Annotated in this window: 17 protein-coding genes; 3 read left to right on the top strand and 14 right to left on the bottom strand. The window is 34.9% G+C overall.

From position 1 onward, the window contains the following. Positions 1 to 311 precede the first annotated feature (311 nt). Together pheT and dnaN are read right to left on the bottom strand one after the other, a co-directional pair. A complete protein-coding gene (pheT, locus tag AC1Q7L_RS00585) occupies positions 312 to 2,714 on the bottom strand; it encodes a phenylalanine--tRNA ligase subunit beta (RefSeq protein ID WP_492305852.1) in 2,403 nt (800 codons plus the stop codon). 514 nt (positions 2,715 to 3,228) lie between these two features. Continuing rightward, positions 3,229 to 4,359, bottom strand: a complete 1,131-nt coding sequence (gene dnaN, locus AC1Q7L_RS00580; protein WP_066757286.1) for a DNA polymerase III subunit beta — start codon at positions 4,357 to 4,359, stop codon at positions 3,229 to 3,231. Positions 4,360 to 4,555: 196 nt separating this feature from the next. Between dnaN and AC1Q7L_RS00575 the strand changes: the two genes are divergently transcribed. Next, the gene (locus tag AC1Q7L_RS00575) at positions 4,556 to 4,912 is read left to right on the top strand and encodes a diacylglycerol kinase family protein (RefSeq protein ID WP_492305853.1); all 357 of its coding nucleotides are present in this window, start codon (positions 4,556 to 4,558) and stop codon (positions 4,910 to 4,912) included. Between the two features lie 117 nt (positions 4,913 to 5,029). Here the strand turns inward: AC1Q7L_RS00575 and AC1Q7L_RS00570 are convergent, their stop codons facing one another. Genes AC1Q7L_RS00570 through purB form a run of 6 tightly spaced genes read right to left on the bottom strand, consistent with a single transcriptional unit; the run spans position 5,030 to position 13,352 of the window. After that, positions 5,030 to 5,665 carry an SGNH/GDSL hydrolase family protein gene (locus AC1Q7L_RS00570; protein WP_492305854.1) on the bottom strand — a complete coding sequence of 212 codons (636 nt, stop codon included), beginning with the start codon at positions 5,663 to 5,665 and terminating at the stop codon, positions 5,030 to 5,032. A gap of 43 nt (positions 5,666 to 5,708) precedes the next feature. Then, a complete protein-coding gene (locus AC1Q7L_RS00565) occupies positions 5,709 to 6,125 on the bottom strand; it encodes a barstar family protein (RefSeq protein ID WP_492305855.1) in 417 nt (138 codons plus the stop codon). Beyond that, complete coding sequence (locus AC1Q7L_RS00560) at positions 6,103 to 9,798, bottom strand: phosphoribosylformylglycinamidine synthase (protein ID WP_492305856.1); 3,696 nt, start codon at positions 9,796 to 9,798, stop codon at positions 6,103 to 6,105. The genes AC1Q7L_RS00565 and AC1Q7L_RS00560 overlap by 23 nt, the downstream gene beginning before the upstream one ends. Positions 9,799 to 9,812: 14 nt before the next feature. Next, positions 9,813 to 10,859: a PDDEXK nuclease domain-containing protein gene (locus AC1Q7L_RS00555; protein ID WP_492305857.1), complete on the bottom strand. Its 1,047-nt coding sequence runs from the start codon at positions 10,857 to 10,859 to the stop codon at positions 9,813 to 9,815. Between the two features lie 58 nt (positions 10,860 to 10,917). Beyond that, a complete protein-coding gene (locus tag AC1Q7L_RS00550; protein WP_492305858.1) occupies positions 10,918 to 11,877 on the bottom strand; it encodes a WG repeat-containing protein in 960 nt (319 codons plus the stop codon). Between the two features lie 47 nt (positions 11,878 to 11,924). Then, positions 11,925 to 13,352, bottom strand: a complete 1,428-nt coding sequence (purB, locus tag AC1Q7L_RS00545; RefSeq protein ID WP_066757272.1) for an adenylosuccinate lyase — start codon at positions 13,350 to 13,352, stop codon at positions 11,925 to 11,927. A gap of 268 nt (positions 13,353 to 13,620) precedes the next feature. Between purB and AC1Q7L_RS00540 the strand changes: the two genes are divergently transcribed. Together AC1Q7L_RS00540 and AC1Q7L_RS00535 are read left to right on the top strand one after the other, a co-directional pair. Beyond that, the gene (locus AC1Q7L_RS00540) at positions 13,621 to 14,505 is read left to right on the top strand and encodes an AraC family transcriptional regulator (protein ID WP_492305859.1); all 885 of its coding nucleotides are present in this window, start codon (positions 13,621 to 13,623) and stop codon (positions 14,503 to 14,505) included. 67 nt (positions 14,506 to 14,572) lie between these two features. Beyond that, positions 14,573 to 15,742 (top strand): iron-containing alcohol dehydrogenase, encoded by a 1,170-nt coding sequence (locus AC1Q7L_RS00535; protein ID WP_492305860.1) that lies wholly within the window; start codon positions 14,573 to 14,575, stop codon positions 15,740 to 15,742. A 65-nt stretch (positions 15,743 to 15,807) separates the two neighbouring features. On the opposite strand, the gene AC1Q7L_RS00530 is transcribed toward AC1Q7L_RS00535, so the two are convergent. The 6 genes from AC1Q7L_RS00530 to AC1Q7L_RS00505 all read right to left on the bottom strand — a co-directional run bounded on the left by AC1Q7L_RS00530 (position 15,808) and on the right by AC1Q7L_RS00505 (position 25,567). Then, positions 15,808 to 16,209 (bottom strand): hypothetical protein, encoded by a 402-nt coding sequence (locus AC1Q7L_RS00530; protein ID WP_066757262.1) that lies wholly within the window; start codon positions 16,207 to 16,209, stop codon positions 15,808 to 15,810. A gap of 112 nt (positions 16,210 to 16,321) precedes the next feature. Further along, entirely contained in the window at positions 16,322 to 18,649 is a 2,328-nt protein-coding gene (bglX, locus tag AC1Q7L_RS00525) for a beta-glucosidase BglX (RefSeq protein WP_492305861.1), read from the bottom strand. 305 nt (positions 18,650 to 18,954) lie between these two features. Beyond that, positions 18,955 to 19,662 carry a carboxylesterase family protein gene (locus tag AC1Q7L_RS00520; RefSeq protein ID WP_492305862.1) on the bottom strand — a complete coding sequence of 236 codons (708 nt, stop codon included), beginning with the start codon at positions 19,660 to 19,662 and terminating at the stop codon, positions 18,955 to 18,957. Between the two features lie 187 nt (positions 19,663 to 19,849). Beyond that, entirely contained in the window at positions 19,850 to 21,238 is a 1,389-nt protein-coding gene (locus tag AC1Q7L_RS00515; RefSeq protein ID WP_492305863.1) for a glucoamylase family protein, read from the bottom strand. Positions 21,239 to 21,312: 74 nt separating this feature from the next. Beyond that, a complete protein-coding gene (locus AC1Q7L_RS00510) occupies positions 21,313 to 22,734 on the bottom strand; it encodes a RagB/SusD family nutrient uptake outer membrane protein (RefSeq protein ID WP_492305864.1) in 1,422 nt (473 codons plus the stop codon). 10 nt (positions 22,735 to 22,744) lie between these two features. Continuing rightward, positions 22,745 to 25,567: a SusC/RagA family TonB-linked outer membrane protein gene (locus tag AC1Q7L_RS00505; protein ID WP_492305865.1), complete on the bottom strand. Its 2,823-nt coding sequence runs from the start codon at positions 25,565 to 25,567 to the stop codon at positions 22,745 to 22,747. Positions 25,568 to 25,574: the final 7 nt, after the last annotated feature.

The raw sequence follows: 25,574 nt of genomic DNA, 5'->3' as shown, positions 1-25,574 counted from the left end.
TTTTTTCTTTTTTGATTTAATCAAATTTACGGAAATTATATTATTTAAACGGGTTTCAGAGGTTTTTATTGTTTCGTTAAATATAAATTTCACCAAAGTTTTTTCATGAATATTATAAATTATTTGAGCTTAATTATGTACATTATTACTCGCATTTTGTCATTCCGTAGGAATCTAAACTGTTGAATTAATGTAACGTTGTCTAGATTCCTACGGAATGACAAAGTTTGTGTTTAAGTTATTTTTAAAACAAAAAAACGGACTAAAAAAGTCCGTTCTGATAATATATAATTTTTAATGTTGTATCAATATTATGATCTTAATTCCGCATTAAATTCTTTTTGGAAAGATTTGATCAGAGAATCCATTACGTGAGAAATTTCTTTTTCTTCCAATGTTTTCTCTTCATTCAGTAATTCAAAACTCATTGCATAAGATTTTTTACCTTCTGGAAGGTTTTTCCCTTCATAAACATCGAATAAATTGATGTTTTTAATGAATGGAGATTTATTCTTCTTAGCCATCTCAAACAATTCCTGATACGTGATATTCTTATCAATCAATAAAGCTAGATCTCTTCTGATTTTGTTGAATTTTGGAATATCTTTGAATTTCAATTCGTTTGTTGAGCGTAATTCCTGAGCAAATTCCAATTCAATTTCAGCATAGAAACATTCCTGCTCGACATCGAAATCTTTCAACATCTGAGGAGCAACTTTTCCGATTCTTACTAAAACTTTTCCGTCAACTTCATATGCTAAAGCATCAGAGAATCTATCGTCAGATAAAGCAACTTCTTTATAATCAATTGCTAATCTTTCTAATAAAACCTTTACGTAAGCTTTTAAGTTGTAGAAATCTGTAGCAGATTTTGGCTGTAACCAGTTTTCAGCAACATTTCTTCCTGAAATCAAAATTGCCATTTGCTTTCTTTCTTCATATTTATCTTTTTTGTGATAAATTTTTCCGAATTCAAAGAATTTGATATCCTGATTTTTTCTATTGATATTGTAAATAGCATTTTCCAAAAGTCCTTCTAATAAAGACTTTCTCATGAATGCCAAATCATTACTTAACGGATTCAACAATCTTACAGCATCAGTTTCATCTTTTACAGAAGTTAATGAGTTGTTCATTACTTCATTGAAACCAAGGCTCTGTAAAGTTCTTGCCCAGTTGTTTTCCAGTTCGTCTTGATCTTTTGCACTTAGCTTCACAGGTGTGAAAGAGATCTTTTGTGGAGCTTCAATTTTGTTATATCCGTAGATTCTTAAAATCTCTTCAATAACATCGATTTCTCTTGTTACATCAGCTCTGTAAGCAGGAACCGAGATTTCAAAACCATTCTGGATTTCATTTAAAACCTGAATTTCAAGGGCTTTTAAAATTTCTTTTACCTTTTCTCTGTGAATTTTTGTTCCTAATATCTGTTCGATTTTTGAGAATCTGATGATCACATAATTGTCTTCGATTTTCTTTGGATATTCTTCCAACAAATCACCTGTCAATTTTCCGCCAGCTAGCTCCTGAATCATTTTGATTGCGTGAGTAATGGCAGTTCTTGTGATATTAGGATCTACTCCTCTTTCAAATCTGAAAGATGCATCCGTATTCAAACCGTGGAATTTAGCTCCTTTTCTCACCGCTACCGGATTGAAATAAGCACTTTCCAGGAAAATGGTTTTCGTCTCGTTAGAAACACCTGAATTAGCACCACCGAAAACTCCGGCAATACACATCGGGTTATCTTTTCCGTCTTTTATCATGATCTCAGAACCGTTTAAAGTTCTTTCAACACCATCTAAAGTCGTGAATTTTGTTCCTTCTTTTACGGTGCCAACTTTCACTTTTTTATCTGCAATTTTATCTGCATCAAAAGCGTGAAGCGGCTGTCCGAAACCGTGAAGAATATAATTTGTAATGTCTACAATATTATTGATCGGACTTAATCCGATTGCTTTTAATCTGTTTTTCAACCAAGCCGGAGATTCTGCAACGTTTACATCTTCGATCACCGCTCCGATATATCTTGGACATAATTCTGCGTCCTCAACTTCCAACGTAAAGTTGTGAGAACCTTCATTATTTAAAGATTCTGAACTTACTTTTTCAAATTCTGACTTCTGTTTATTTGTTGAAAGGAAAGCAAATAGATCTCTTGCAACCCCATAATGAGACATTGCATCGGTTCTGTTTGGCGTTAATCCGATTTCGAAAACTTCATCGTTTGTCAATTCAAAATAATCAGCAAAATTCTTTCCTACTTCATATTTTTCTTCATCCAACACCATGATTCCTCCGTGATCGTTGCTAAGACCTAATTCGTCCTCAGCACAAATCATTCCCTGAGAAACCTCTCCTCTAATCTTCGCTTCTTTGATCTCAAAAAATCCGCCTTCTTTATCATAGATTTTGGTTCCGACAACAGCAACAGGAACAGTTTGTCCAGCTGCAACATTTGGAGCACCGCAAACGATGTTCAACACCTTTCCGTTTCCTACGTCTACAGTTGTTTTGTTCAATTTATCTGCATTAGGATGTTTCTCGCAAGTTAAAACTTTACCCACGATGATCCCTTCCAAGCTTCCTTTGATACTTTCAAATTTATCTATCCCTTCAACCTCAAGACCGATATCAGTAAGGAATTCACCAATTCTTTCAGGTTTTAATTCCGTTTTTATATAATCTTTCAGCCAGTTATTTGATATCTTCATTTATTAAATTTTGAAAATTTTATTTGAATTTTTCGAGTTACAAATGTCGTGTTTTTTTAAGAAATACCGAAATTTATAAGATACTTTAAGAGGTTAATTTTCTCTCTATGATTTTCCTTACAATCGTAGATTTTGCAGATTTTATTTTTAATCTTAATTACTATTGATTGACCACAGATTTTCACAAATTTACACAGATCTACGTCAAGAAACATCTGCTGAATTGTTCCGTTAAGTTTGTCAAGCTGAAAGCATTCAGACATGAATATTTCCAGAATCTTTTCTAATACTACATTTAGATGCTTTCAGCATGACAAACTTCGTGGATATTTGCCAATATTTAAGTAACAGACCGCATCCCTAGCCCCGATTGCAACGGCATCCTTTTTGGTTGCGGGCGGAGCGAAGCGGAGCCCGTAACCAAAAAGATATAGTGAAAAGCGGGATTAAGCTCCCAAAAAAGAAAAGAGGCTTTGAAAATCAAAACCTCTTTACATATTTATCTAAATTAATATTACAAACCGATTACTGGCATTGATAACATTAAGATATTTTCGTTTTCTTCTAGACCATCAAGAGGTTCGATAATTCCAGGTCTGTTTGGCTGAGACATTTTCATTGTGATATCGTCTGAACCAAGAATTGTCAACATTTCAGTTAAAAACTTAGAGCTAAACCCGATGTTGATATCTTCCCCATTATAGTCGCAAGGAATCTGCATATCTGCCTTGTTTGCGTATTCCGTATCTTCTGCATGAAGGTGAAGAATGTTTGCCGACAATTTAAATCTAACCTGATTGGTAGATTTATTAGACATGATAGATGCTCTCTTGATTGCTCCTAATAAAAGGTTTCTGTTGATCGTCAATACATTCGGGTTTTCTTTAGGAATTACCGCTGTATAATTAGGATATTTTCCATCGATCAGTCTACAGATCCAAATATGTTTACCAAAAGTAAACTTAGCCATGTTCTCGTTGAATTCGATCGTTACGTCTTCATTTGAACTTGCCAAGATATTTTTGAAAATATTCAAAGGTTTTTTAGGCATAATGAATTCCATTGGCTCGGCATTCATTAAGTCCATTCTTTTGTACACAACCAATCTGTGAGAATCTGTAGAAACAAAGTTCGTTTCATTTTCTCCAAACTGGAAAAGAACCCCCGTCATTACAGGACGAAGAGAGTCGTTACTTGTAGCAAAAAGGGTGTTTGTAAGAGCTTCAGATAAAACTCCCGCAGACATTGTTACGCTTTGAGCAGCATCAAATTCCGGCAATTCCGGATAGTCATCCGCATTGTCTAAAGCTACCGCGAAATTATCTTTTTCATCTAAAATCTCAAGCTGACTTCCCGTTCCCTCATCATTATCTTTTACAGAAAATGTTAAAGGCTGTTCGCCATAGGTCTTGATAAAATCCTGAAAAATTTTAGCAGGAACAGCAAACTTCCCCGAATCATCAGACTTCACTTCCAAAGAAGTGACAAGAGTTGTTTCGCCATCAGATGCTGTAATGGTAACATTATTTTCGTTTAACTCAAAAAGATAGTTTTCTAAAATAGGTCTCGATTGAGAGCTTGATATTACGCCACTTACAGTTTGCAAAGCCTTCTGCAGTTCTCCACTTGAAATAATAAATTTCATAGATTTAAAAATAAATTTTTACAAATATAATAAATAGAAAATAGATTGAAAAATATAATCCTGAGAGTTATTAACAACCATCAAAAGATTATGCTCATCACTTCTACTCTGCTTTTTCACGATAAAACATCATAAAGGACTAAAGATAAGCATTTTCTTGAAGCAATTAATTATATTTGTGAATAATATTTTCATTATGCGAAAACCACCTGTCCATAAGAGTTTTTTGAATGCTTTTCGAGGTGTTTTTTTAATGCTGAAATCGGAAAGAAACTTTCAATTGGAGGTTTTGGCTTTCTTTATTAACATTATATTAATTTTCTATTTCCAACTTTCCAATATTGATACGATCTTAATTCTCATCGTTTCTTTCGGAGTTTTAAGTGCTGAGATTTTTAATACCGCGATTGAGAAAATCTGTGATTTTATTCAACCGGAATTTGATAAAAGAATTGGTTTTATTAAAGATATTTCTGCAGGAGCGATAATTTTGATGGCAATTTTGTCGGTTGTTGTTGGAGTTTTGGTGTATTGGAAGTATATTTTTAATTAATTCTTTCATTGCGAGAAACGAAGTGACGAAGCAATCTCGACAAATAATTTCACACAGATCTCACGGATTTACACAGATGATTGTGCTATTTGTGAAAAAATTAGTGATTATTTGTGTTTAAAATTCTAAATATTTTTCAATAATTGGGATCGCAATTTCAGCCATCATTCCGTACCCTTTTTCGTTGGGATGAACGCCGTCTGAGGAAAGTAAAATTTCTTTATCCTGTAAAAAAGCTGAATAAAAATCAATATAAATTAATGAATTTTCAGTTGCAATATCTTGAAGAATCTGATTGTAAATAACAACTTCTTCGTTCGTTCTCAACTTTCCAGAAGCGACTACTACTCCATCCACTTTTTTAGAAGATGGAAGAATACTTACTAAATAAATATCTTGTGAATATTTTTTTGCTTCGTGAATTGCAGTCAAAATATTAGTTTTGAAATTCTCCGGATTTACCATCTGAATTCCATTTTTTATGGCTAAATCATTGGCTCCATAACCGATGAAAACAATATTTTCTTCGGCTGAATTTCTCGCCACCATTTCATGTGGAATTCTTTTAACTAAACCTTCTGTGGTTTCGCCGCCAATTCCAAGATTAAAAAGAATTAGTTCATTGGTTCCGCCTTCATTATATTTCTGTAGAGCATATCTTTTCAGAATATCTACCCAACCTCCAAAAACTCCGTCGTATTCTCCGTAAGTGATGCTGTCGCCGAAGAATAATCCGTATATCATTTTCTTCATTTTACTTTTAGTATAATTTATCACTGATCATTTATATTAATCATCAATCCAAAATTAACGTAATATTTTTATGCTCTTCTATAATTTCAATTAAAATATCGAATAACGTTTGCCCTTTTCCATCAATCAATTCATTTAATTTATCTTGAATTAATTCTACATTAAAAGGTTTTCCCTGTTTGATTTTATTTTCGTAAAATTCTTTCGTGGCTTCAAATCCTAAATCCTCTTTTGATTTCTGAGATTCTTTCCAAATGATTTCAACTTCATCATAATTTTCAAAAATTCCAAATCCACCGTACAAAATATCATTGAAACCGTCCAACGTACCGACTTTCCAATTCATATCTTTCGTCAAGACCTTAGAAACTTCTTCGTAGAAGCCTTCCAGATTTGAAAAATGACTGCCATTGATGACAGTCATTTTCTTTTTATTGTTATTTGAAGTACTCAACTCCATTTTTAAATATATTGTGATAATTCGCAGTTGGAATATTTTTCATCAAACCTTCTGCAAAACGTTCCGGGTGTCCCATTCTACCGAATATTTTCCCATCCGGACTTGTTACTCCTTCAATTCCGAACAATGAATTATTTGGATTGAAAGGCATTCCATGAGCAATGTTTCCTTCTAAATCCAAGTATTGCGTTGCAATCTGTCCGTTTTCATATAACTTCTGAATTTCTGCTTCCGAAGCCATGAAACGACCTTCACCATGAGAAATAGGAATAGTAAACACCTGATCCTTCATACCTTTTAGCCAAGGTGATTCATCGTTCAATACTTTCACATTTACCATTTGAGAAATGTGTCTTCTGATCGCATTGTGAGCCAACGTTGGAGAATTTTCATCCAAATCTTTGATTCTTCCGTAAGGCAGCAATCCGGATTTAACCAACGCCTGAAATCCGTTACAGATCCCGATAATCATTCCGTCTCTGTCTAACAATTCGTGAACAGCATTTCTCATCTTCTCATTCTTTAACACGTTAACGATAAATTTCGCAGAACCATCCGGTTCGTCACCTGCTGAGAAACCACCTGAGAACGCCAAAATCTGAGAAGTTTTGATTTCTTCAACCCAAGCATCAATACTTTCATCCAATAATTGGTGATTAATATTGATTAAAGGTAAACTTTTAACAACCGCTCCTTCTTTTGCGAAAGCATTCAATGTATCATACTCACAGTTTGTTCCTGGGAAAACTGGTGCAAATACTTTTGGCTGAGCGATTCCGTGTTTTTTAATAATGATATTTCTAGGATTGATTGAGTTTAATTTTTCATCAATTTCAACCGTCAATTTTTCTTTTTCAACTGTTGGGAAAAGGTTTTCAAACGTATTTGTATTGGCGGCTAATAATTTTTCAATTGCAAATTCAGCATCATTAATCTTGATAACATTTGAATTTTTAACTTCTCCGATGAATTGAAGATTTGTAGCACTTAATTCCTCTTTAGATTCGATGATTAAGCTACCGATATTTTTAGTCAACAAACCATTTTCATCAACTGTAATTTCAGCACCTAATCTGTTTCCGAAGCTCATTTTAGCCAAAGCAACTGCAACTCCACCTTCTTTAACCGTTTTCACAGAAACGATTTTTCCTGCTTTGATATTTTCGAAAATAAATTCAAAAACAGCTTTTAAAGCATCATAATTCGGAAGCCCGTTTTCCTGAGCAATATGATTGAAAAAATACACTTTATTTCCTTCATTTTTAAATTCAGGAGAGATAATATTTTTCTTTTCTCCGTTTGCACAAGCGAAAGAAATCAACGTTGGCGGAACATTCAAATCCTGATACGTTCCACTCATTGAATCTTTTCCTCCGATGGCAGCCAGACCGAAATTAATCTGAGCATCATAAGCTCCCAAAAGTGAAGCTAAAGGCTTACCCCATTTTTCAGGGTTCTGACCTAATTTTTCAAAATATTCCTGGAAACTGAATCTGATATTTTTATAATCACCACCCATTGCAACGATCTTTGCCACACTTTCTACAACTGCGTAAGAAGCCCCTAACAAAGAATTCTGTTTAGAAATCTCTGCATCAAATCCCCAACTTGCCAAAGAAACCGTTTCAATATTTTTTGCTCCGATGACCGGTAACGTCTGAACGCTTCCTTCCATTAAAGTCTGCTGATATTTTCCACCTAAAGGCATTGCCACCGTAGTCGCACCAATAGATGAATCGAACATCTCCAATAAACCTTTTTGAGAAGCAACATTTTTATCGCCTAAAATTTTCAAGAAATTCTCTTCATTAAATGATGGAGTTTCTTCTTTTACTTCATTAAGGTGAGTAATTTTAACCTCCTGACTTTTAGAACAACCGTTTGTATCTAAAAACGCTCTTGAAAGATCAACAATTTTATCGCCTTTCCAGAACATCTGCATTCTTCCTGAATCTGTCACTTTTGCAACCTCAACGGCTACAATATTTTCAGCTTCACAGAATTTGATGAACTGCTCTTTATCCTTTGGTTCAACCACAACCGCCATTCTTTCCTGAGATTCAGAAATAGCAAGCTCGGTTCCGTTCAAACCTTCATATTTCAAAGGTAAAACATCCAAATCAACTTCCAAAGAATCAGCAATTTCACCGATCGCTACAGAAACACCTCCAGCTCCGAAGTCATTAGATTTTTTAATTAATCTCGTTACTTCAGGATTTCTGAATAATCTCTGGATCTTACGTTCTTCAACCGCATTTCCTTTCTGAACTTCAGAACTCATTGTGTGGATTGAAGTTTCGTCCTGTTCTTTCGAACTTCCGCTTGCTCCCCCAACACCGTCACGACCCGTTGCACCTCCTAAAATGATGATAGAGTCGCCAGCTTCAGGCTTTTCACGTCTTACCCAATCCACAGGAACGGCGCCCGCAACGAAACCAACTTCCATTCTTTTTGCTTTGTAGCCTTCATCGTAGATTTCAGAAACCATTGTAGTCGCCAAACCGATTTGGTTACCGTAAGAAGAATATCCGTTCGCAGCCTGTTTTGTGATTGTTTTCTGAGGTAATTTACCCGGTAAAGTTTTGTCAACAGGTTCCAAAACATCAGCAGCACCCGTCAATCTCATCGCCTGGAAAACGTAAGAACGTCCGGACAAAGGATCTCTGATCGCACCCCCTAAACACGTTGAAGCACCTCCGAAAGGTTCAATTTCCGTTGGGTGATTATGCGTTTCGTTTTTGAATAATAAATACCACGGTTCTTTTTTACCATCATATTCAGCTTCAATTTGGATCGTACAAGCATTGATTTCGTCAGAAACCACCAGGTTTTCCAAATCACCTGTTTTATGGAAATATCTTCCGCAAACTGTCGCCAGATCCATTAAAGAAATTGGTTTCAATTCGCGTCCTAAGAATTTTCTTTTTTCGATATAATCATTGAAAATAGTTTCCAATGTATGTTTAAATTGTCCTTCAAATTCAATATTTGACAATTCCGTTTCAAACGTTGTGTGACGGCAGTGGTCACTCCAGTATGTATCTAAAACTTTAAGTTCCGTTTCTGTAGGATTTCTATCTTCAGTTTTAAAATAATCCTGAATGAATTTTAAATCATCTAATCCTAAAGCAAAACCGTGATTATTAAAGAAGTTTTCAAGTTGAGCATCATCAAAATTGATGAAATTTTCGTGAATTAAAACCTTTGACGGTATTTCATCCGCAGGAATATTTACAACTGATAAATCTTTTTGCTGAGACTCAACTTTATTAATCAAAAGGTCTTTGATTTTAGCTAAATCAGCCTCAGAAGCACCTTCAAATTCGATCAATTTTCCGCTTCTTACTTTAGACTTCTCATTTTCAGTCAGTAAAGCGATACACTGTTGAGCAGAATCCGCACGCTGATCGTACTGTCCCGGCAAAAATTCCATTGCAAAATGGATTCCTTCCGCAGGATTTTCTTCATGCAAAATATCAGTAACAGGGTCTACGAAAGTGCTGTTGACAACCTTTTCGAATTCACCATCGTTCAAATTGAAAATATCGTACACATTGTACACTTTCACATTTTTGATCGACGGAACAACCGCTTTTACTTCATCAAAAATTTTTGGACTTTCTACATCGAAAATTCCTCTTTTTTCTACGAAAATTCTTTTGTTATTAGACATTAGATGCCAGATATTTAAATATTATTAGACTTATTTTTATTTTCAAATTTATTCCTTGCGATCTCTATCGAACGGTGGAACTTTTCAAGTAAAATCTTTTTTGAAGGTAATACAAGAAAATATTCTGCAACTTTTATGTTATCTGCTTCCAGATTCATTAGTTCGATATGTTCGGAATTTTTTCCGGAACAAAGAATTAAACCAATCGGCGGGTTTTCGCCTTCTACTTTTTCATATGCATTTAGATATGAAAGATAAAGCTCCATTTGACCTTTATGTGCAGCTTCAAATTCTCCCAATTTTAACTCGATAACTACTAAAGATTTTAATTTTCTATGATAGAAAAGTAAATCTAAATAGTAATCTCTATTATCTATTGTAATCCTTTTTTGTCTTGAGAGAAATGCAAAATCATTTCCTAATTCAGAAATAAATTTTTGAAGCTCAACAATTATTGCTTCCTCCAAATCCTTTTCAGAAAATGTATCTTTCAATTCCAAAAAATCTAGAAAATAAGGATCTTTAAAAATCAGATCTGGATTTAAAATATTATTCTCAGACCAATTTTTCAGTTCCTTATTAATTACTTCTTCCGGCTTTCTGCTTATCGCAGTTCGCTCAAAAAGTAAAGAGTTAATCTTTTCTCTCAAAGTTCTTACACTCCAGTTTTCAATCTTACAAACTTCAATATAAAAATCTCTTTTAGTATCTTCAGAAATAGGAATAAGTAACAAGAAATGGGTCCACGATAATTGTCGCATCGCTGATGCGACAATTTCAAAATTTCCAAAAACAGAAGCAAACTGCATCATTTTTCGAATATTTTTTTCTGAAAAAGAACTTCCAAATTCAAAAGTAAGCTGGTGAGAGATTTGTGAAATTACCTCTTTACCATACTCTGCTCTTTTATTTCCTAAGATATCTTCATTTATTCTTTGTCCTACTTTCCAATATAAAACCACCATTGCCGAATTTACCTGAACAGCTACCTGACTTCTCGTCTGGGCAACCAGTTCTTTTAAATCGGTCATTAATTGTTGATGATTTTGATTCTGTAGCATTATCTTTAAATAATCAATTTAAAAAATTAATAATTCTGAAATTTTCTTGTTATTGGGCCTATTTACTGAATTTGTTCGGATTATCGGGATGTTCTTTTTGAAATTCTTCGGCTTCTTTCATTTCTTTTTTCAACCATTTTTCAAAAGGAATTTTTTCAACGTCATAATCTGAAGCGTAAAAATTTTTACCGTCTTCTGAAACTCTGAAATTAAACCGCGATGATCCTGAATTCATCTTTCCGTTATCATAAGTATTAATCTGAAAGTATGGGAAATTCTCTTTTGGTCTTTCAACAATCTCAAAGAATAATTTCTTTTCATTTTCAGATAACTTATTATAGTAATTCACATAATAAATATCGGAAAGCTGTTTATTATATTTTTCGAAAAACTGAAGAATGTTCTTCTCTTTTTCATTGTATTTGAATGGATTCGGATAATATTTCTCGTTAATTTCCACAGCATTTTCGGATTTTGAAATGGGTTGAACGATTTCACCTTTAAAATTCATCATTCCCCAATTTCCACCAACGATTGCTTTGTGTTCGTCGTCTGTTTTTTTCCAGTCGCATCCGTCACAAAACAAAGCATAGCCAAAATTAAACTGCGACACAAAATCATGAATCGGTTCAATCATTGTTTTACCATTTCTATCTGCAAAACCGACTTTCCCATTTTTAACGAACCTTCTTACTCCTTCTTCGAAATAATCTGCTCCGTTATCATATAGAAAAGGTTGGTACAGGAAATTTCCTTTTCGGTCATAGACATATCCCCAAGCATTTTTCTCTCTCTCCTCTCCTTTTTTAGAACCGTCAAAATGAATAGTTTCTCCTTCAACTAATTCACCATTTTCAATATTTGAGAAAATTCTGAACTGCGCAGGAACGATAATTTTATCGTCTTGATTTTTTACTCCAACCAAAGAATCTTTCGATATGAAATACTTTAAAACATCCTTTTTCTGAGAAAAGGAAATCATTGGAATCAATGAAATGATTAAAAGTAACTTCTTCATGTTTTGATTAAAAATAAAATATGCAGCCGAAAAGACTGCATATGGTTTTATACTTTAAGGTCAGCCTCCAAACCTATCAGGTCTTTGTTTGCGTCCAGAATCGGTTGAACTTCATTGTTGATGAATTCTTCCGTCTGAATCGGTGCAAAGCCGATAAAGTTTTTAGGATCTAAAACTTCTTTTAATTTTGTTTTATCTAATTTTAATGAATCATCATTTAAGATTCTCTCGATAAGGTCATTTTCTTTACCTTCTTCTTTCACTTTTTTAGAAGCTTCCATTGAATGAACTCTAATCACTTCGTGGATTTCCTGACGGTCACCACCAGCTTTCACTTCTTCCATGATGATGTATTCTGTCGCCATGAAAGGAAGTTCTTCTTCGATATGTTTGTTGATTCTGTTTGGATAAACAACGATTCCGTTCATGATGTTATTCCAGATTAATAGAATCGCATCAACAGCTAAAAATGCTTGAGGAATTGTTAATCTCTTGTTAGCAGAATCGTCCAATGTTCTTTCAAACCATTGTGTTGAAGCTACCATTGCAGAACTCGTTGTTAATGACATTACATATTTTGCTAATGCTCCGATTCTTTCGCTTCTCATCGGGTTACGTTTGTAAGCCATTGCTGATGAACCGATTTGGTTTTTCTCGAATGGTTCTTCAACTTCTTTAAGATTTTGAAGTAAACGTAAATCGTTTGAGAATTTGTGAGCCGACTGAGCGATATTTCCTAGTAAAGCTACTACTTTAGCATCAATCTTTCTGTCATAAGTCTGACCAGAAACACCAAATACTTTATCGAAACCGAATCTTTTTGAAAGTTCTTTATCTAAATGTTTAACTTTAGAATAATCACCGTTGAAAAGCTCTAAGAAACTTGCAGCCGTTCCTGTAGTTCCTTTAACTCCTCTGAAACGTAATGTTTCTAAGAAGAAATCAAGTTCTTCAATGTCAAGAACCAAACTCTGTAACCAAAGTGTCGCTCTTTTTCCAACAGTCGTTAACTGAGCCGGTTGAAAATGCGTGAATCCTAACGTTGGAAGATCTTTATATTGAATAGAAAAATCCGCAAGGTTTTTCATAACGTTTACTAATTTTTTCTTTAAAATTAATAGTCCGTCACGGATTTGAATTAAGTCTGTATTATCTCCTACAAAAGCCGAAGTAGCTCCCAAATGTATAATTCCTTTTGCTGAAGGCGCCACATCACCATATGCGTGAACATGAGCCATAACATCATGACGGAATTTTTTCTCATACTCTGCTGCTTTATCGTAATCGATGTTTTCAGCATTGGCTTTCAACTCAGCGATCTGCTCGTCAGAAATTTCAAGACCCAGGTCTTTTTCGATCTCTGCAAGAGCGATCCAAAGCTGTCTCCAAGTACGGAATTTGTTGTTATGTGAGAAATTAAATAACATTTCTTCACTGGAGTAGCGCTCTTCCAATGGATTTTTGTAGGAATTCATTCTTCTTTTACTTTTAGATGCACAAAAATACGGATTTTCGTTGAGAGAGAAAAATTGTGGAGGTGGTTTTAGGTTTTGATTAAGATTAATTGATCTTTTACTTTTATTTCAATGGGGTGAAGTGTGTATTTCTTATTTTTTGACCACAGATTTACACGGATTTGCACAGATTTTTTAATACAATTTCAAAATTTTAGAGGTAGCAAAATCTTGGAAATAAATACTATTTTACTCTACATTTGCCTTTTCGTTTAAAAATAACAATAGTATGGGAGGCTTAATGAAACTGGAGATTAAAAAAAATATACAAAAAGAAGAGGATAAAAATCTGTCTTTTCGGGCTTTTGATTTAACGACAGAAAATCTGAAAAGTTATTTAAAACCTCATAAAAAAGATCATTTTTTCATTATTGTTATCGAAAATGGTAGTCTGCAGATTCAAATTGAGGATAAAGTGCATTCTCTTAAATCAGGGAAAATTTCCGTGGTTTTTCCGGATCAGGTTCATTTTGTGTCTGAACCGAGTGATGATTTGAAAGGGAAAATTATTCTGTTTGAAGAGATATTGTTTTGTTCTGATATTTTGAAAAACGAATTGAGTACTTATAATGTCAATCTTTCTACACAACTGAACTGTACCATTCTTTCTCCCGAAGATTTTGAGCAAAGTTTACATTCCATTGAAATCATCAAAGGAATTTACCAAAAACCGAGTCTTATTAAAAAGGAACAGGCGCGTTTTCACATTAAGATTTTCCTTTTGGGATTGATAGAATCTATTCACGGACTTCATCCTATTTTGCATAAAGAAACTGCTGACAAACCAATTTATGTTCGATTTAAAAAATTATTAAATCAGCATTATAAAGAGCAGCGTACGGTTCAATATTACGCAGAAGAATTGGCCATTACTCCGAAAAAATTAAACTTAATTACTAAAAAACATTGTGGAGAAACGGCGATTCAGGCGATTCACAATCGGATTCTTATAGAAATTAAACGTCAGCTTTTATTTTCAGACCTCAGCCATAAAGAAATTGCTTTTGATCTGGGATTTAATTCACCATCAGCTCTTAATAAATTTGTCAAGGCAAAATTGAAGGAAACCCCGACAGAACTTCAACAAGAGTTGGCGCAAATGTATATCGGATAGTCTTATTTGTATAACATTGTTGCTTCTGCCGTTTTTAATTTTGCATCATTAATTAAAGAAGAAAAAAATGAGCAAATTATTCATTGCAGGAGAAGTTTTCCACGGTGCGGGAAGTCTTGACGAATTAAAAAATATCAATGGTAAAAAAGCGGTAATTGTAACGGGTGGAAGCTCGATGAGAAAAAGCGGAACGTTGGATAAAGCAATTGCTTATCTTACCGAAGCAGGAATCGAAACCCAAATTTTCGAAGGTGTGGAAGAAGATCCGTCATCTGCAACTTGTATGAAAGGTGCTGAAATGATTCAAAATTTTCAACCAGACTGGATTATTGGTTTAGGTGGTTGTTCTGCGATCGATGCCGCAAAAATCATGTGGGTATTTTATGAATATCCTGATGCTGATTTCGAGGCGATGATCAAGCCTTTCACAGTGCCTGTTTTAAGAAATAAAGCTAAATTTATTGCAATCCCTTCTACCAGCGGAACGGGAACTGAAACTACAGGTTTGGCGGTAATTACAGACCGTGAAAAAGGCGTAAAATATCCAATCGTTTCTTACGAACTAACTCCGGATATTGCTATCATTGATGGCGAAATCTGTGCTTCAATGCCGGCTCACGTTACAGCTAATACTGGTCTTGATGTTTTAACACATTGTGTAGAAGCTTATGTTTCAAATATAGAAAATAATATCGCTGACGCTCTTTCTAAAGGAGGATTGGAACTGGTTTTTGATAATTTAAAAGAAGTTGTAGAGAATCCAAATAACATCAAAGCTCGTCAAAATATGCATGATGCTTCTTTTATGGGAGGATTGGCATTTAATAATGCCTGGTTAGGAATTGTTCATTCTTTATCTCATCAAGTTGGAGCTTTGTACGGAATTCCTCACGGTGCTTCGAACGCGATTTTCCTTCCGAATGTTATCCGTTTTAATGCTAAGGCAACTGAACGTTATCCAGAACTAGCAAAAGTAATCGGTAAAGAAACGACTGAAGAATTGGCGCAGGCTATTGAAACGCTTCGTTCTGAAATCAACAATCAATCAGCGATCAAAGAATTTGGAATTTCGAGAGAAGATTGGGATAAAAACCTAGATTATATCGCCAACAATGCTTTGGTAGATCCTTGTACAGGATTTAATCCAAGAGTTCCTTCATTAGAAGAATTGAAAGCGATTTACAATGCTTGCTATGAAGGTGTTGTTTATGCTGAGGAAGTTGCTGTTGCAGGATAAATTTTATATTTAAATTTTAGGATAAAAAAACAGGAAGTCAAAATTGATTTCCTGTTTTTGTTTTTTTATTGATAAATTACTACATCATCTTTTTTAATTTGATAACCCGTTTTTTTGTAAGGGACTAAAACGTAGCTCTCTTTAATCTGTTTTCCACTTTTCCAAAGTTTGCCTTTTCCTTGTCTGTCAAGAATTATGCTTTTTGCACTTCCATCCGGAATAAAAATCTCAGCTTTTTGCATGTTTTTACTGAAAATAACCGCCGTTCTTGTAGAATAACTTTTATCTGTGCTTACTTCGTTCAGTTTAATTTTCTGTTCGAAAACTCTTACACAATCATTCTTAATTTGCGAATAAGTATATCCTGCAGAACCGATACATCCGTGAACATCTCTGTCTCCGCCAACTTTCTGTGCGAAAACTAATGAACCAAGGAACATCGCACCTAATAAAACTGTTTTTTTCATATTTTAATTTTAATTGTTTTCAATTTGGTAAAAAGTGTGCCAAAATATGGTATTAGTTAATTTAAATTCTAAGATACAAAAAAAGCCACTCAAAATGAGTGGCTTAGAAATATTATTTTGTCCAATTAATTTTTGAATGTTTTACATCCTCAGAATTGGTTCCGATCATGATGTCGAAATCTCCGGATTCCCAATCGAATTTTAAATCTCCATTGTAGAATTTCAAGCTTTCAGGAGTAATATCGAAAGTTATTTTCTTAGATTCTCCTTTTTTCAGCATCACTTTTTGGAAACCTTTCAACTCTTTTACAGGTCTTGTGATGCTTCCAACCATATCTCTGATGTATAACTGAACAACCTCAGCTCCATCATAATTTCCAGAATTCGTAACGGTTACAGAAGCCTGAACCGTCTGATTTCCTTTTGGATTGGCATTAGAAACCGTTACATCAGAATAATTGAATTTTGTATAACTCAACCCGTAACCAAACGGATACAACGGTGTATTACACTCATCCATATAGTTTGAACGGAATCTTTGGTATTCACATTTATCAACTAATTTTTGGTCTAATGGGCGACCTGTATTTTTAGCATTGTAATAAATTGGAACCTGTCCAAGACTTCTTGGGAAAGTCATTGGCAATTTTCCTGAAGGATTAACTTTTCCGAAAAGAACGTCAGAAATTGCGTTTCCAGCTTCTGAACCTGCAAACCAAACGTTAAGAATTGCATCAGGAGTATCTTTTACATTCGTCAAAGCTAATGGGCGACCTGTGAAAAGTACCATTGCGATTGGTTTTCCAGTCTTTTTTAATTCATTTAATAAATCTACCTGAGACTGAGGAATCGTAATTTCAGTTCTTGAAGAAGATTCTCCACTCATTTCAGCAGATTCTCCGATCGCTAAAACAATAACGTCTGCTTTGCTTGCAACATCAACCGCTTCTTTTAATAAAGCTTCTTTTGAACGGCTGTCTCTGTCGGTTTTTTTACCGTGAGCAGCGTAGATATCTTCTAATTTCGCATCATAATCTATGTTCGCTCCTTTTGCAGAAACGAATTTCACTTCTTTCCCGAAATTAGCCTGAAGACCCTGCATTAAATTAACCGCTTTGTCATGTTGAGCAGCAACACTCCAAGTTCCGGCCATGTTTAAAGAATTGTTCACCAATGGTCCGATCACCGCCACCGTTCCTGATTTTTTCAAAGGAAGAACTTGGTTATCATTTTTCATTAAAACCATTGACTGAGCTGCAGCATTTCTCGCGATGTTACGGTTTTCCATGCTGTAAACCTCTTTTGCTGCTAATTTTGCGTCTCCGTGTTTGTAAGGATTATCAAACAAGCCTAGATCGTATTTTGATTCAAGAATTCTTTTTGTTGCCAAATCGATTTCAGCTTGAGTAACTTTTCCTTCAGCTAAAGATTTTTTAAGTGTTGTTAAAAATCCTTCACCAACCATATCCATATCAACTCCGGCTTTTAAAGCTAATGCAGAAACCTGTTGAAGATCTCCCATTCCGTGGTCAACCATTTCGTTGATTCCCGTGTAATCTGTTACAACGAAACCTTTGAAGTTCCATTTGTTTCTTAAAACCTCCGTTTGAAGCCATCTGTTTCCTGTTGCAGGAACTCCGTCCACTTCATTGAAAGAAGCCATTACAGAAGCTACTCCCGCATCAACAGCCGCTTTGTAAGGTGGGAAATATTCGTTGAACATTCTCACGTGGCTCATGTCAACCGTGTTGTAATCTCTACCAGCTTCACCAGCTCCGTAAAGCGCAAAATGTTTTACACAAGCCAAAATATTCGTTCCGTTTGCCAAATCTTTTCCTTGGTAACCATAAACCATATTTTTAGCAATCTCACTTCCTAAATATGGATCTTCACCAGAACCTTCGGAAACTCTACCCCATCTTGGTTCACGGGAAATGTCAACCATTGGAGAGAACGTCCAGTTGATTCCGTCAGAAGCTGCTTCTTTTGCCGCAACTTTTGCTGACTGCTGAACCAAATTCATATCCCAAGAAGCCGCTAAACCTAATGGAATCGGGAATGTTGTTTCGTAACCGTGGATAACGTCCATACCGAAAATCAAAGGAATTTTCAAACGGCTGTTTTCTACCGCTACTTTTTGAACTGCCTTAATTTTGTCAGCTCCTTTTATATTGAACAGTCCACCAACTAAGCCTTGTTCAACTTTTTTTCCGATGTCTGAACTTTTAGCCAAACCTGTAGTAAAATCTCCTGAACTTGGTAAATTTAGCTGGCCGATTTTCTCGTCTAATGTCATTTTCGACAAAAGATTATCTACAAAAGCTTTCTTTTTAGCCTGATATTGAGCCGTCTGGTAAGACTGAACGGGCTTGTTTACCATTTCCTGCGCCGAAAACACAGGTGCCAGTGCTAAAGTGGCGATTACAATTAACTTTTTCATAAATCTATCTTCGTTATAAATTATAGTTCTATTTTTTGTTTTAATTTTTGGTTGGTCAAACGCAAAGGCGCAATTTTTTTATAAACTTTATGTTTTTAAGGCGCAAGGACGTTTGACTCAGTAAAGATTTTAAGCTTTACTTTTTTAATAATAATTTTGTTTTAAACGCAAAGTTCTCTAAGTTTTTTTACAATTGTTGTGGATATTTTTTGTTCGCAATGGCGTTTGACTACGTCTAATCTGCGATTTCACTCAGCAATTGATAGCGACTTTTAAAATTTATTAATATTATTAAATTTGAATAATTATTTCTCTTTTCTTTTTGACAACATCCATTCATATAATGCGGGATTTGAATAGGTTGAATCCCATGAATTATGGTTGTCATTAGGGAAAATTGTTAATTCTGCGGTTGGATTTACGGGATGTAGTTTTTGGTAAAAATTTAATGCATTTTCGGGTAAAACTACGTCGTCCATTCCGCCATGAAAAATTTTTATGTTTAAATCTTTGAATTGATCGATATTCGCTTCCATTATTCTATCCGTCGGAGCGCAAACTGAAACTACGGCAGCAAACATTTCAGGATGCTCCATCGCCAATTTTAACGTTCCCCAACCTCCCATTGAAAGTCCGGTAAGGTAAATTCGAGAAGCATCAATCTTATATTTTGCCTGAATATCTTTAATTAAATTATAAATCGTCTCCGTATCCCACCACATATTTTCAGGGCATTGAGGCGCCAAAATCGCAACAGGTTCCTTGATCAGGTTTTTATACGTGAACGGGCTGTGCGCTTTTACGATCTCCAGATTTGTTCCTCTTTCTCCCGAACCATGAAGAAATACAATCAAAGGAACATTTCCTTTTGCCTTTTGTGGAAAATCAAGAATGTAGGATATTTTTTCCTGTCTTTTGATTTCTTTGTTTAATTCTCCTTTGATTTCCTGAGCGTTTAAGCTTAATGAAAAAGGGAGAAGTAAAATTGGGAGGTGTTTTAATTTAATTTTCATTTGAATATTAGGGTTTTTATTTAAATAGGATTGCATCCTATTCTGTTTTAAATCGTCCCTTCGGGACTCTTTGTCTTCAAAAAATAGCCCCGATTGAAACGGCATCCTTTTTTGTTGCGGCCGGAGCGAAGCGGAGGCCGTAATAAAAAAGATATAGTGGAAAGCGGGATTAAGCTCCTAAAAATAATTATTTAATGTTATATTTTTCAGATTTGAAGCTTAATTTCTTCAATCCTTGTTGGATTTCAGGAGCATTCATGAATAATTTCCATAAAAATCCTGTTCTGTAGTTTTCAATCATTGGAGCAATTGTTCCCTGATCGATCGCTAAATATCTTGGAGTCGTCCAATTATCATAGTTGATCGAAGTTGCGTCGTATGGCCCTGCAGAACCGATGAATTCAGGTTTTTGAGTATAAATAAATCTCAAAAAGTCCATTGATTCTTTTGGTGAATATGGAAAACTGCTCAACGCCGCGGTCGGAGTAATTACCCCGTGGTCATTTTGTGGAAAATGAGCATCGTAACCAACACTTCCGTCTTTATTTCTTGAATAACCTGCCGTTAATCCCCAATAATTTGCGCTGTAACCTTTCCAGCCTTTTGGGTTTTCAACACAGTATTTGTAATCGATAAGTACCTGATTTTTATTTAAATCAAAATAATTTTTAATTAATTTATCTGACAAATTGGTTGGATCTAAGCCAATGTAAGAATATTGTGTCCAGAATAAAGGACCGCCGTATTCTTCTGCTCCATTGTGTTTTACGTACATTGGAAGTCCGTATTTTTCTTTGTCTGAAAGGTAGTTTCCGTTTCTTGTCCAGCCTTTGTAATATGTTTCAGCATCGATTGAATAAGTGGGTGATGATGCCGCTAAAATATATGTGATCAAGCATTCGTTATAGCCTTCAAGAGGAAAATTCATTTCCCATTGATATTCCGGTGACCAGTGCCAATAAAGGACTTTTTCGCCTCCTTTTGTGTACCAGTTCCATTGAATTCCTTTCCAAAGTTCGTCACATTTTTGGGCTAATGCTTTTTCTTCTGCATTTCCATTTTTGAAATATTCACGAACCATTAGAATTCCTGAAGTTAAAAACGCTGTTTCTACCAAGTCTCCACCGTTATCTTTCTTTCCGAAAGGAACAGTTTTACCCGTTTCTCCATTGATCCAATGCGACCAAGCGCCTTTATGACGGTCTGCTTTTGCTAAGAAATCCATCATATTAGTCAATCGTTTTACCGCTTCTTTTCTTGGAACAAAACCTCTTTCAACTCCGACCAAAATAGTTGCTAATCCAAATCCTGATCCACCTGTAGTGACTACATGTTTATCATTATCCGGATAGATATTGTCTTCGTGATAGCGCTCTCTTCCCAACATAGAATTCGGCTCTGCATAATCCCAGAAATATTTTAAAGCATCCATCTGAACTTTGTCCATGAGTTGCTCGTCTGTGATATTGCTTTTTACGACCGATTTTTGAGTAGATTCTTGTTTTACATTTTGGGAGTTTTTGCATGAAACTGCAAATAATGATACTACAGCAATTGATAGTGTTATCCTTTTCATAATTCATTTATTTTAAAATCATCCCTAAAAGAAGAGGAGAACTTTCATTCTCCTCTAAAGTTTATTATTTAATTTTAATAGCCGGGGTTTTGCGTTAAAATACCTTTACTATCTGTAATTGCTCTTAAAGGTATTGGAAATAACTCATTTTTACCAGTTTGAAATCCTAATGGACCAAGGAAAGTAGCAGCTTGACCTGTTCTTACTAAATCTGGAAATCTATCATTTTCCATTGCCAATTCAACCCTTCTCTCTTGCCAAATTGCAGCTCTAAGAGTGGACTGACCAGTTGCAGTTGTATTCGCCAGCTGAGCTCTGTTTCTTACTAAGTTGATATCTGTAATCGCAACCGCAGTATTTCCTAATTCGTTTGCTGCCTCGGCATTGATTAAAAGAATGTCTGCAAATCTCAAGATTCTTATGTTTTGGATTGATCCATATCCGCACGCATTATTGTTAAGTGATGAAGGAACGTAAGTTTTATAATTCCAAGTATTGCCTGCTTGCGGATCTCCTTTTTTGATAAGATCACCTTCCGGTGTAGTTTGACCTTCTCTAAGAATGGTAAATTGTTTTCTGATATCACCCGGTTCAAATGCATTCTCTAATGCTAGAGTTGGCGTAAAGAAACCCCATCCGTACTGATTTCTCACACCCTGAACTTCTGCATACTGACTCCCACCAAATTCCGGAGAACAACCACAATTAACTTCGAAAACTGATTCAGTTCCAAATTCACCTGCTGGTCTAAATAAGTGATTAAAACTAGGATCTAAAGAATATCCCATCCCTTTTACTTGAGTTGAAACGTCATAAGCTTTTTGGTAGTCTTTCATATAAAGATAAACTTTTGAGAGTAATCCCAAAGCACCACCTTTTGTGACTCTTCCTTCCTGACCTGCTGGATATGTTTGCGGTAAAATTGCAGATGCTTCAGTTAAATCCTTTACAATAAATGCATATACCTCTGCAGCAGTATTTCTTGGTTTATTAATATAATCAGCTTGTATCCCATCAAAAATAGGAACGCCACCATATATTCTTACCAAATTAAAATAGAAATATGCTCTCAACATTTTAGCTTCTGCAACCAATCTTGTTTTAAGAGCTGTATCCATATCAATGTTCGGAACATTGGTAATAACCTGGTTTGTTCTTTGAACGGCTTGCCATTGACCAGTCCAGTATCCATTAACTCCGTCATCACTTGTTGTAAAAGAAAAATTATTATACGCATTGATAAAAGATGCATCACCAGGATTTGATCCTTTTTCAACGTCATCTCCAGTTACTCCAAATACAAATTGTGCAGGAAAACCAGAGTTTTCCCAACTTCTTAGGAAGCTGTATATAGCATTCGTCGCTTTCATAGCATCAGCTTCTGTTTTATAGAAGTCCTCTGCCACTACTATCCCTTCGGGTTTAATATCAACAAAATCATTATTACAGCTAGCAAATAATGAAAGTATTGAGATTGTTAAAAATATTTTTTTCATGACTTTTTAATTAAAATGTTAAATTCATACCCATTGTATAAATAGCAGAAATTGGATAAATGTTATTATCAATACCCATTTGTACTCTATCAGAATTCATAATTTCAGGAGAGAATCCGTTATATTTGAAAATTGTTAATGGGTTTTGTGCACTTAGATATATTCTCAGTTTTTTAACTGATAAAGATTGAGCTAATGATGAAGGTAGATTATATCCTACCTGAATATTTCTGATTCTAAAATAGCTGCCATCTTCTACATAAAAGCTGCTTGGTAAAATAATAGATTGGTTAGAAGTAATCATAGAATTGGTGTTGGAAGTACCCGCACCCGTCCATCTGTTATTATACATATCAAGATCCCAACTTTCATTACCATAACGTTGCTCACGGTTATAATTATAAATTTTATTACCAAAAACTCCTTGGAAATCTATTCCAAAATCAATTGAATGAACGGTCAAGTTTATTCCAAATCCATAAGTTCCTTTGGGGATAGGGCTACCTAAGAAAGTTTTATCTCTGGTATCAATTACTCCATTTCCATCAAGATCTGCAAACTTGAACCATCCTGCCTTTGCTCCGTTCTGCCCGGATGCAGCCGCTTCAGCATCAGTTTGGAATACGCCTGCAACTTCGTATCCATAGTAAGAACCAACGGCTTGCCCGGCTTGTAATCTTACAATTGAATTACCAAATAAACTAGCTCCTGTTTCTAAGAATGAATCTTGATAAACGTTTGTTATCTCATTTTTCAGAGATGTGAAGTTTCCATAAACTCCAAGTTTAACACTTTCACTAAGATTTGCATTATAATTTACAGATACTTCAAAACCTTTATTTTTAAAAGAGTAAGCATTAGTGATATAATCATACGGATTACTAGCTCCGGAAATTGTGGCTTGATTAACTCCGTAAACTACATCTTTTGATTCTTTGTTATAATAAGCTCCCTCAACTTTTAATTTATTATTTAAAAATGCCATCTCAACACCAAAATCAGAGCCCGTTGTTGTTTCCCAACCAATTGACGGATCAATCACTCTGTCAACTGTTCCTGCTGGATATCCGGTATTACCATAATATGCACCTCCACCAATATTAGTTACAATCTGAGAATAATCTCTTTTAACTCTCGGGTTACCTAATTTACCCCAGCTTGCTCTCAATTTCAACAAATCAAAAACATTCTGTTCACTCATAAAACCTTCTTTTGAAACCACCCAACCAACACTTACAGCAGGAAAAGTTTTATATCTGTCTGTTGATATTTGTGAACTTGCATCTCTACGTACAGAGGCATTTAAAAGATATTTACCGGCATAACCATAATTGATTCTTCCAAAGAAAGATTCAATTCTTTGTTGATCTTGTGTAGCAGCAGGTCTACCATCAGGAACTTCCGCTGCAGTATCTTGATAATTAAATATATCAGTACCGTTGAAAATGTTTAAAGAAGCATTAGTTCCATCATAAGCTACGTTTTTAGCAATGAAAACATCTTCAGATCTAGAATCTCTAATTCTTGAAAAACCGGCTAGTAATTCTAAATTATGATTTCCGAAATCTTTTTTCCAATTAATAGTGTTGTCCCAAACATAGTTCCTATTACGAACATTTCTTGTAATAAGTTTCGAAAGAGTTGCATTTGGTGTATATGTAATTGCAGGTGTATATTCGTACTGGCTTGGACTATAGTTATCAGTTGTATAACTACTTCTAAAAGTAAAATCTTTTAAAAACTTAATATCAATAAAAACGTTATTAAGCATTCTGTCCTGTCTTATCTGTGATCTGTAAAGATCTAATTGTGCTCTCGGATTTGCAATAGAATAGCCGTTGAAAAACTGATAACTTCCTGTTGCAGAATTCATAGGTCCAAATAATGGTGGAGAATTACGTGCATTCAACAAAGGATTATTTGCAACGTCAGTTCTTGTTTTTGAGTAAGAGAAATTATCTCCAATTGTAATGTTATCTGTAATTTTATAACTTAAATTCAATTTTGTATTGAATCTATTAAAACCACTTCCAGAATTAATTCCTTGCCCTGCAGCCAAATTACCTTCGTCCTGTAGATACCCAACGCTACCATAATAATTCAATTTCCCAAGACTTCCTGAAGCAGAGAAATCATTTGAATTGATAATGCTGGTACGGAAAATTTCTTTGAACCAATCAGTATCAGCTGGGAAATCTGCTCTACTGATAGATCCTGCAGAAGAACCATTGTCATTCATTAATTTTTCATTGTACAATTCAACGTATTGATCTGCATTTACCATTTTAGGAATATTGGTAACCTTTTTAATGCCTAAATAAGAATTAACATTAAAAACAGGTTTTCCTTTTCCACTCTTAGTTTTGATAATTACAGCTCCATTTGCAGCTTTAGCTCCAAAAATTGCCAAACTTGAAGGATCTTTCAAAACACTCATCGATTCGATATCCTGAGGATTAAGGAAAGAAATATCTTCCGTTAACATTCCATCAACAATGAAAACTGTATTACCAGACAAAGATCCAACCCCTCTAATATCCACTCTAGGAGATCCACCTGGCGTACCTGATGTCACAACATTTACTCCAGCCAATTTTCCCTGCACAGAGTTTAGTGGGTTTGCATTCGGTTTATCTGCTAAATCTTTTGCAGAAACAAGACCAATACTTCCGGTAACATTTTCTTTTTTCTGAGATCCATATCCAATCATCACTACCTCCTCTATCTTCTGCTCTTTCAGAGTATCTTTTTTGGGAGTAGTCTGCGCATTGACATTCATACCAAAGTATAGAACAGCAATGAGACATGAATACTTTAAATCACTTTGTTTCATATAGTTT

The organism is Chryseobacterium sp. GW823-FHT05E08, assembly GCF_058795655.1.
The sequence above is the reverse complement of the archived record's forward strand: the minus strand, read 5'-3'. Positions and strand labels throughout refer to the sequence as shown.

Excerpts from the sequence above, each read along its gene's own strand:
- AC1Q7L_RS00515 (WP_492305863.1), bottom strand. The coding sequence starts at position 21,238 with ATGAAAAGGATAACACTATCAATTGCTGTAGTATCATTATTTGCAGTT.
- AC1Q7L_RS00560 (WP_492305856.1), bottom strand. The coding sequence starts at position 9,798 with ATGTCTAATAACAAAAGAATTTTCGTAGAAAAAAGAGGAATTTTCGAT.
- pheT (WP_492305852.1), bottom strand. The coding sequence starts at position 2,714 with ATGAAGATATCAAATAACTGGCTGAAAGATTATATAAAAACGGAATTA.
- dnaN (WP_066757286.1), bottom strand. The coding sequence starts at position 4,359 with ATGAAATTTATTATTTCAAGTGGAGAACTGCAGAAGGCTTTGCAAACT.
- AC1Q7L_RS00505 (WP_492305865.1), bottom strand. The coding sequence starts at position 25,567 with ATGAAACAAAGTGATTTAAAGTATTCATGTCTCATTGCTGTTCTATAC.
- bglX (WP_492305861.1), bottom strand. The coding sequence starts at position 18,649 with ATGAAAAAGTTAATTGTAATCGCCACTTTAGCACTGGCACCTGTGTTT.
- AC1Q7L_RS00530 (WP_066757262.1), bottom strand. The coding sequence starts at position 16,209 with ATGAAAAAAACAGTTTTATTAGGTGCGATGTTCCTTGGTTCATTAGTT.
- AC1Q7L_RS00575 (WP_492305853.1), top strand. The coding sequence starts at position 4,556 with ATGCGAAAACCACCTGTCCATAAGAGTTTTTTGAATGCTTTTCGAGGT.
- AC1Q7L_RS00510 (WP_492305864.1), bottom strand. The coding sequence starts at position 22,734 with ATGAAAAAAATATTTTTAACAATCTCAATACTTTCATTATTTGCTAGC.
- AC1Q7L_RS00550 (WP_492305858.1), bottom strand. The coding sequence starts at position 11,877 with ATGAAGAAGTTACTTTTAATCATTTCATTGATTCCAATGATTTCCTTT.
- purB (WP_066757272.1), bottom strand. The coding sequence starts at position 13,352 with ATGAATTCCTACAAAAATCCATTGGAAGAGCGCTACTCCAGTGAAGAA.
- AC1Q7L_RS00535 (WP_492305860.1), top strand. The coding sequence starts at position 14,573 with ATGAGCAAATTATTCATTGCAGGAGAAGTTTTCCACGGTGCGGGAAGT.
- AC1Q7L_RS00565 (WP_492305855.1), bottom strand. The coding sequence starts at position 6,125 with ATGGAGTTGAGTACTTCAAATAACAATAAAAAGAAAATGACTGTCATC.
- AC1Q7L_RS00540 (WP_492305859.1), top strand. The coding sequence starts at position 13,621 with ATGGGAGGCTTAATGAAACTGGAGATTAAAAAAAATATACAAAAAGAA.
- AC1Q7L_RS00555 (WP_492305857.1), bottom strand. The coding sequence starts at position 10,859 with ATGCTACAGAATCAAAATCATCAACAATTAATGACCGATTTAAAAGAA.
- AC1Q7L_RS00570 (WP_492305854.1), bottom strand. The coding sequence starts at position 5,665 with ATGAAGAAAATGATATACGGATTATTCTTCGGCGACAGCATCACTTAC.
- AC1Q7L_RS00520 (WP_492305862.1), bottom strand. The coding sequence starts at position 19,662 with ATGAAAATTAAATTAAAACACCTCCCAATTTTACTTCTCCCTTTTTCA.